Source organism: Catenulispora pinisilvae (assembly GCF_015356865.1).
GTDB lineage: Bacteria > Actinomycetota > Actinomycetes > Streptomycetales > Catenulisporaceae > Catenulispora > Catenulispora pinisilvae.
In genome coordinates this window covers 1-6,375 of the sequence record NZ_JAAFZA010000388.1, presented here as the reverse complement: position 1 = coordinate 6,375, position 6,375 = coordinate 1, and the positions used below count along the sequence as shown (strand labels likewise).

The 6,375-nt window shown below is 70.8% G+C and carries 6 protein-coding genes; 2 read left to right on the top strand and 4 right to left on the bottom strand.

The window, feature by feature from the left end; genetic code table 11:
* Positions 1-1,040 precede the first annotated feature (1,040 nt).
* Positions 1,041-2,006 (bottom strand): NADP-dependent oxidoreductase, encoded by a 966-nt coding sequence (locus tag IZR01_RS47375; RefSeq protein WP_194927682.1) that lies wholly within the window; start codon positions 2,004-2,006, stop codon positions 1,041-1,043.
* A gap of 117 nt (positions 2,007-2,123) precedes the next feature.
* Between IZR01_RS47375 and IZR01_RS47370 the strand changes: the two genes are divergently transcribed.
* Positions 2,124-2,729, top strand: a complete 606-nt coding sequence (locus tag IZR01_RS47370) for a TetR/AcrR family transcriptional regulator (RefSeq protein WP_194899456.1) — start codon at positions 2,124-2,126, stop codon at positions 2,727-2,729.
* Positions 2,730-2,756: 27 nt separating this feature from the next.
* Here IZR01_RS47370 and IZR01_RS47365 read toward each other — a convergent pair whose 3' ends face one another.
* The 3 genes from IZR01_RS47365 to IZR01_RS47355 form a co-directional block, all read right to left on the bottom strand.
* Positions 2,757-3,554, bottom strand: coding sequence for a thymidylate synthase (locus IZR01_RS47365; protein ID WP_194899455.1), 798 nt, complete (start codon positions 3,552-3,554; stop codon positions 2,757-2,759).
* 33 nt (positions 3,555-3,587) lie between these two features.
* Positions 3,588-4,427, bottom strand: coding sequence for an MIP/aquaporin family protein (locus tag IZR01_RS47360; RefSeq protein ID WP_194899454.1), 840 nt, complete (start codon positions 4,425-4,427; stop codon positions 3,588-3,590).
* A gap of 195 nt (positions 4,428-4,622) precedes the next feature.
* The gene (locus IZR01_RS47355; protein ID WP_194927681.1) at positions 4,623-5,411 is read right to left on the bottom strand and encodes a class I SAM-dependent methyltransferase; all 789 of its coding nucleotides are present in this window, start codon (positions 5,409-5,411) and stop codon (positions 4,623-4,625) included.
* Between the two features lie 146 nt (positions 5,412-5,557).
* Between IZR01_RS47355 and IZR01_RS47350 the strand changes: the two genes are divergently transcribed.
* The gene (locus IZR01_RS47350; protein WP_194927680.1) at positions 5,558-6,139 is read left to right on the top strand and encodes a helix-turn-helix domain-containing protein; all 582 of its coding nucleotides are present in this window, start codon (positions 5,558-5,560) and stop codon (positions 6,137-6,139) included.
* Positions 6,140-6,375: the final 236 nt, after the last annotated feature.

Here is a 6,375-nt window from a genome sequence, read left to right as displayed (position 1 = left end):
GACAGGTACAGCGCCGAACCCCGGGAGTAAAGTCCGCGCCCTTGCGGTCAGGCGGGCAGGTGGCGGCCGCGTACAGCGCGAACTTGACTCCCGAGAACCGGCACTGTAGGCGAAGCCCTGCCGACGCGACCGAGGGGAACGAACCGAAAACCGACCGGAAGAATACCAATCGAAGGGCCCGTAGACGCGGGCTGGTGATACGGCCGCCGGTAAGAGTGTGGTGACGGGCCGGTGGGCAGCTGGTCGGTGACATGCCCGCCTTCTGATGCTTCATCTCGGCATGTCGCTATCGCGGCGGTATCGGTTGTGGCCGCCGGATCGATCGGTCTCGCGGCCGCCAACCCGGAGTGCGCACCCCGGCGCCGGTGCGCTGGCCAGCACCTGGACCGGCGGCCGAACTTGCCGAGTCGCCGGTACCGCACCACCAGTTTTGTACTTCTCCGGTCGGTTTTCGGTTCGTTCCCCTCGGTCGCGTCGGCAGGGCTTTGCCTACAGTGCCGGTTCTCGGGAGTCAAGTTCGCGCTGTACGCGGCCGCCACCTGCGCACATACCGTGAGGGCGCGGACTTTACTCCCGGGGTTCGGCGCTGTACCCCTTGGGGCTGACGACGCGACCGTGGGGAACGAACCGCACCACCTCACAAACCGCCGCCGCTGAGACTAGCTCGACCCCCCTATGGAACCGCGCCAGTTCCCCGAGGGAGCCAAGAGCCCCCGCCGGAGGCGCCTGCCGTTGACTTCAGGTGCCCACCACGCACGACCGCCGCCCGCCAACGCAACGTGTGCGGTAGTGACTCGGACCGCCGCGCACCACCCACACAACCGGCAGCCGCCCACGCACATCGAGTGGCACAGCGAACTGCGTCTCGATCCGTGATTAGTCAATACCAGGTAGTTCCGTAAAAATGCCTTTAACCAACACACAAACCGCAAGCCACAAGCCACAAGCCACAAGCCACAAGCCGCAAGCCACAAGCCACAAGCCACAACCCAAAACCCTGCCACCGACACCCGCCCCAGGGCGAACGTAGCCAACCACGCCTAAATAACGACCACCCGCTTGCCCAGCGAGTGCTCCCGCAGGAAGTCCACGCAGGCCTGCGGGCCCTCGTCCAGGCTGTAGCGGCGCACGATGGTCGCGCGCAGGTCGCCGCGGGCTCCGGCCTCGCCGACATCGCGCATGGACGCGAGTTCGCCGTCCATGTCCAGGATCGTTCGAAGGCTGACGTCGTCCCGGCCGATCGTCTCCGGCGTGGTGAACGGGAAGGTGATGCTCAGCAGCCGGCCGCCGGGGCGCAGCGTCGCGGCCAGTGCGGACAGGCGGTCGCCGGGCAGGACCACGTTGATCGCCACGTCCACCTCGGTCGGGTAGTCAGCTTCCTGATACCCGATGACTTCGTCCGCGCCCAGCTCGCCGAGTGCGGCCGCGTCGGCCTCGGTCCCGGTCGCGATCACGTGCGCCTTCGCCGCGGCGAGCAGCGGGAGCAGCGCGGTGCCGACGCCGCCGGTGGCCCCGACCAGCAGCACTCGCTCTCCGGGGCGGACCTCGGCGGCCCGTGCCGTGGCCAGTGCGGCCTGGCCCACGACTCCCAGCGCCGCGGCGTCCGGGGCGGCCAGAGCGGCCGGCCGGTGCGCGATCAGCGGGGTGTCCGCCTCGATGACGGCGTACTCGGCCAGCGCGCCGGTGCCCAGCGACGGACGGGTCCCGGCCATCGCCCGCAGCACCCGGGGCACGGCGATGCCGAAGATCTCGTCCCCGGCCGCGTAGCCGGTGACGCCCGAGCCGACCTCGGTGACGGTCCCGGCGAAGTCGATGCCCGGGGTGTGCGGGAACCGCGTCGGCATCACCTCGCGGAACTCTCCGCCGACCAGCTTCACGTCGGAGGGGTTGACCGAGCACGCGGCGATCCGCACCTGGAGCTGCCCGGGTCCGGGCCGGGGCACCGGCACCTCGGCGACGGCGTACTGCTCGGGCGGGCCGTAGTCGGTGGCGACGACAGCTTTCATCGAGCCCTGCTTTACCATGTGTCTACCCCTCAGTAAACGGACCGGGCGGTCAGGTTCCGCCCCCGACGGGAGGTTAGCGATAACCGGACCGCGCGGTCAACTTGTTAGGCTGCGGTGGTGACCACCCCAGCTCAGGCCCGTCCACTGCGCGCCGACGCCGCCCGCAACCGCGCGCTGCTGCTCGCCGCGGCCGCCGACGAGTTCGCCGAGCACGGGCTGGAGGCCTCGGTCGCCGACATCGCGCGCCGGGCCGGGGTCGGCAAGGGCACGGTCTTCCGCCACTTCCCGACGAAGGACGACCTGATCGCCGCGATCGTCGTGGACCGGATCAACGACCTGCGGGCGGCCGGGGAGCGGTTGCTGGACGCCGACGACGCGGGAGCGGCGCTGCTGGAGTTCCTGACCATCGCCGGCGGCCGGCGGCAGCAACGGGACCTGTCGTTCCTGATGGGCTCCGGGGAGTGGAAGCCCGACGTGCAGCAGGCCCACGCCGGGCTGTTCCAGGCGATCGAGACCCTGGTGGCCCGGGCCCGCGAGCACGGCGCGGTGCGAGCCGACGTCACCGGCACCGACGTCTTCCTGCTGATGTGCGCGCCGAACTACGTGAGCGAGTACGTCCCGAACGGGTCACCTGACCTGTGGCGGCGCTATCTCGCGATCATCTTCGACGGGCTGCGGCCGGAGGGCGCGCACGCGCTGCCGCAGCCTTCTCCTACGCTGTGAGCATGAGCATGCTCAGCATGAACCTGCTCACACCGCGACCGGCGCCTTGATCGCGGGATGCGGGTCATATCCGAGCACTGCGAAGTCCTCGTAGCCGTAGTCGAACAGCGAGTCCGCAGGCTTCAGCTCCAGCGTCGGGAACGGCCGGGCCTCGCGGGTCAGCAGCAGTTCCGCCTGCTCGACGTGGTTGTCGTAGACGTGGATGTCGCCGCCGGTCCAGACCAGGTCGCCGACGGCCAGCCCGGTCTGGGCCGCGATCATGTGGGTGAGCAGGGCGTAGGAGGCGATGTTGAACGGCACGCCGAGGAACATGTCCGCGCTGCGCTGGTAGAGCTGGCAGGACAGTTCGCCGTCGGCCACATAGAACTGGAAGAAGGCGTGGCAGGGCGGCAGGGCCATGTCGGTGAGCTCGGCGACGTTCCAGGCGGAGACGATGATGCGGCGCGAGTCGGGGTTCGTGCGCAGCAGGTCCAGCACTTCGGCGATCTGGTCGATATGCCGGCCGTCCGGGGTGGGCCAGGAGCGCCACTGCACGCCGTAGACCGGGCCGAGGCCGCCGTCCGGGGCGGCCCACTCGTCCCAGATCGAGACGCCGTGCTCCTGGAGCCAGCGGACGTTGCCCTCGCCGCGCAGGAACCACAGCAGCTCGTAGGCGACCGACTTGAAATGCACCTTCTTGGTCGTGATGAGCGGGAAGCCGTCTTGAAGGCGGTAGCGGAGCTGGTGCCCGAACAGTGACCTGGTGCCGACGCCGGTCCGGTCGGCCTTGGCCGTTCCGGTGGTCAGGACGCGTCGGAGCAGGTCTTCGTACTGTGTGTCGGGCATGCAGCCACGCTACCGCCTAGCACGGTGCGGACCTCAGGCGGCGGGGCCGCCGACCGGCTCGGGTCGTCCCGGTTCCGGCCGCCCCGGATCCGGCCGTCCCGGCGCGGGGCGCGCGGACTCCGGCTCGCCGTGCACCAGCCAGTGGATGGCGACCGCGACGATCGCCCCGCACAGCGGTGCCACGATGAACAGCCAGGTCTGCGACAGCGCGTTGTTGTCGGCGAACAGCGCCGGGCCCAGGGCCCGCGCCGGGTTCACCGAGGTGCCGGTCAGCGGGATGCCGATCAGGTGGATCGCGGTCAGCGAGGCGCCGATCGCGATGCCGGCCACCGGCTTGTCGCCCTTGCCGTGGGTGGTGCCCAGGACCACCAGCACCAGCACCGCGGTCAGGAGGATCTCGACCAGGAACGCGCCGGAAGCGGAGATGAACAGGTCGGAGTTCTTTCCCCAGCCCGGCGACCCGAACGACTTGCGGAGGAACGGTCCGCCGCCCAGCGGGTCCCGGACCGAACTGGCGATCCAGTGCAGCAGCACCGCCCCGATGATGCCGCCGGCGAACTGCGCGATCCAGTACAGCGCCCCGGCGATCGGCGTCATCCGGCGGGCCAGCACCATGCCCAGCGTCACCGCCGGGTTGACGTGGCAGCCGGACACCGGCCCGATCATGTAGACCAGCGCCAGCAGGGTGAACCCGAACGCCAGGGCGATCCCGATGTCCCCGACGAACTTGCCGGCGAAGATCGCCGTCCCGACCGCCAGCAGGACCAGCAGCATCGTCCCGACGAACTCCGCCACCAGCGATCGCCAGCCGCCCTCGACTTGATCGAGGACTGAGGCGCTACTACCGGGAGCACGCACCGTTTCCGAGCTCATAAGGCCTCCTCAAGATCAGCCCCGGACCCCCACGGTAGGCGCGGCCGGCCGACGGTGCCCCGGTACGGCAGGGCCGTCCGGGTGGCCGTGGCCCGGCCGAACCCGCCGCGCCCCCGGTGACGCCGGTGCCGCCGGTAGCCCCGGGACCGCTCGGTGAGACGCCGGTATCACTCGGCCGGTATCACTCGGTCAGCATCACCCGGTCAGCCGAAGCGCCGCCCACGCGGTCCGGGCACTGCGCACCTCCAGATCACTGCGTCGCAGCACGAACTCCTCGTCGGCGGGATCCAGCAGGCGGTCGAGCGCTGCGATGTCCTCCGGCGGCAGTTGGTCGGCGAGGCGTCCGCGCATGCCGCCCAGGATGCGGTGGGCGAGGCGGTTGGCGGCCGGCGGGGCGGGGCTCAGGTCGATGGCGAAGGTGCGCTCCTCGGCGACCGTGAAGCCGGCGCGCTCCAGGTGGCCGGTCCAGTTCGGCCAAGCGTTCCAGCCCTTGCCGGCCGCGGCTCGGCGGCAGCGTTCCTCCATGCCCGGGTACACGCCGTCGGGCAGGAAACGCGGCATGGCGTCCATCTCCACGACCACGAGGAGGCCGCCGGGGTTCAGCGCCCCGTGGACGTTCGCCAGGACCCGGTCGGGGTCGGCGACGTGGTGCAGGGAGGAGGAGGCCCAGGCCAGGTCGGCGGTGCCGATCGCGGCCGCGGGCCAGGCCGAATCGAGGTCGGCCTGGACGGTGCGCAGGCGGTCGGCGATGCCGGCGGCGGCCGCCGCGGCTTGGAGCCGGTCGAGCATGCCCGGCGAGCGGTCGACGGCGGCCAGGTCGGCGGAGGCGAAGCGCCGGGCCAGGGCGAGCGTGCCGGTTCCCGTGCCCGCGCCGATGTCCAGGATGGTGCGCGGGGCGGTTTCGGCGTGGCCGGCGGCCCAGGCGGTCAGCTCGTCGAGGTAGGGGCGGACGACCTCGGCGTCGAGGTCCAGGACGTCGGCCATGGAGGCTTCGTCCTCCGGGTGGTGGGCGCCGTGGCTTTCGTCGCCTGGGTGGTGACCGCCGTGGCTACCGTGGCCATGGGATCCGTGGCTGTGTTCCATCCCTCCAGCGTAGGCGCCGTCTGCGCCTAAGACATATCATCTTGCGTATGACGCAAGAACCGGACGTCGACGCCCTGGTCCGCCAACGCATCCGCAGCCTGCGGCTGGCCCGCGGCTGGACCCTGGACTCGCTGGCCGCCCGCTGCGGCCTGAGCCCGTCCAACCTCAGCCGGATCGAGACCGGCCAGCGGCGCATCGCGCTGGACCAGCTGGTGCCGATCGCCCGCGCCCTGGGCACCACGATCGACCAGCTGGCCGAGGCCCCGGACGAGGCCGGGGTGGTGATCCGGCCCGAGCCGGTCCACACCCGCGGCCTGACCAGCTGGCTGCTGTCCCGGGAGCGGTCGCTGAACGGCGTCAGCGTCGCCAAGATGCGGATCACCGACGAGCGCCCGTCCGGCCCCGCCGAGCTGCGCGTCCACCCCGGACACGAGTGGTTCACGGTGCTGTCGGGCGTCGCGGAGCTGCATCTGGGCGAGCGCGTGGTGCTGGTCCAGGCCGGGGACGCCGCGGAGTTCAGCACGATGACGCCGCACCTGATCACCGCGCACGGGAAGGCGGTCGAGATCCTGACGATCTTCGATCATGACGGCGAGCGGGCCCATCGGCATGACGCCGACAGTGAGTAGGCGGCGCACCTCGGCGGCAAGTCAGCTTGTTGTCGAGCCTGGCATCGCGATCGGCGGCGGGATCGGCGTCAAGATCGGGATCGGCATCGGGATCGGCATCAAGAGACGACCGGCGTCGAGAAACCGCGAACTTTGAGGTATCTCAGCTCCCAGATGTGCCGCCGCCGAACCACCTCACTGCGAATGCCGCGCCCCGCCCCCGCCGCCGGGCTGCTCCTGTCTCTTATACANATCTG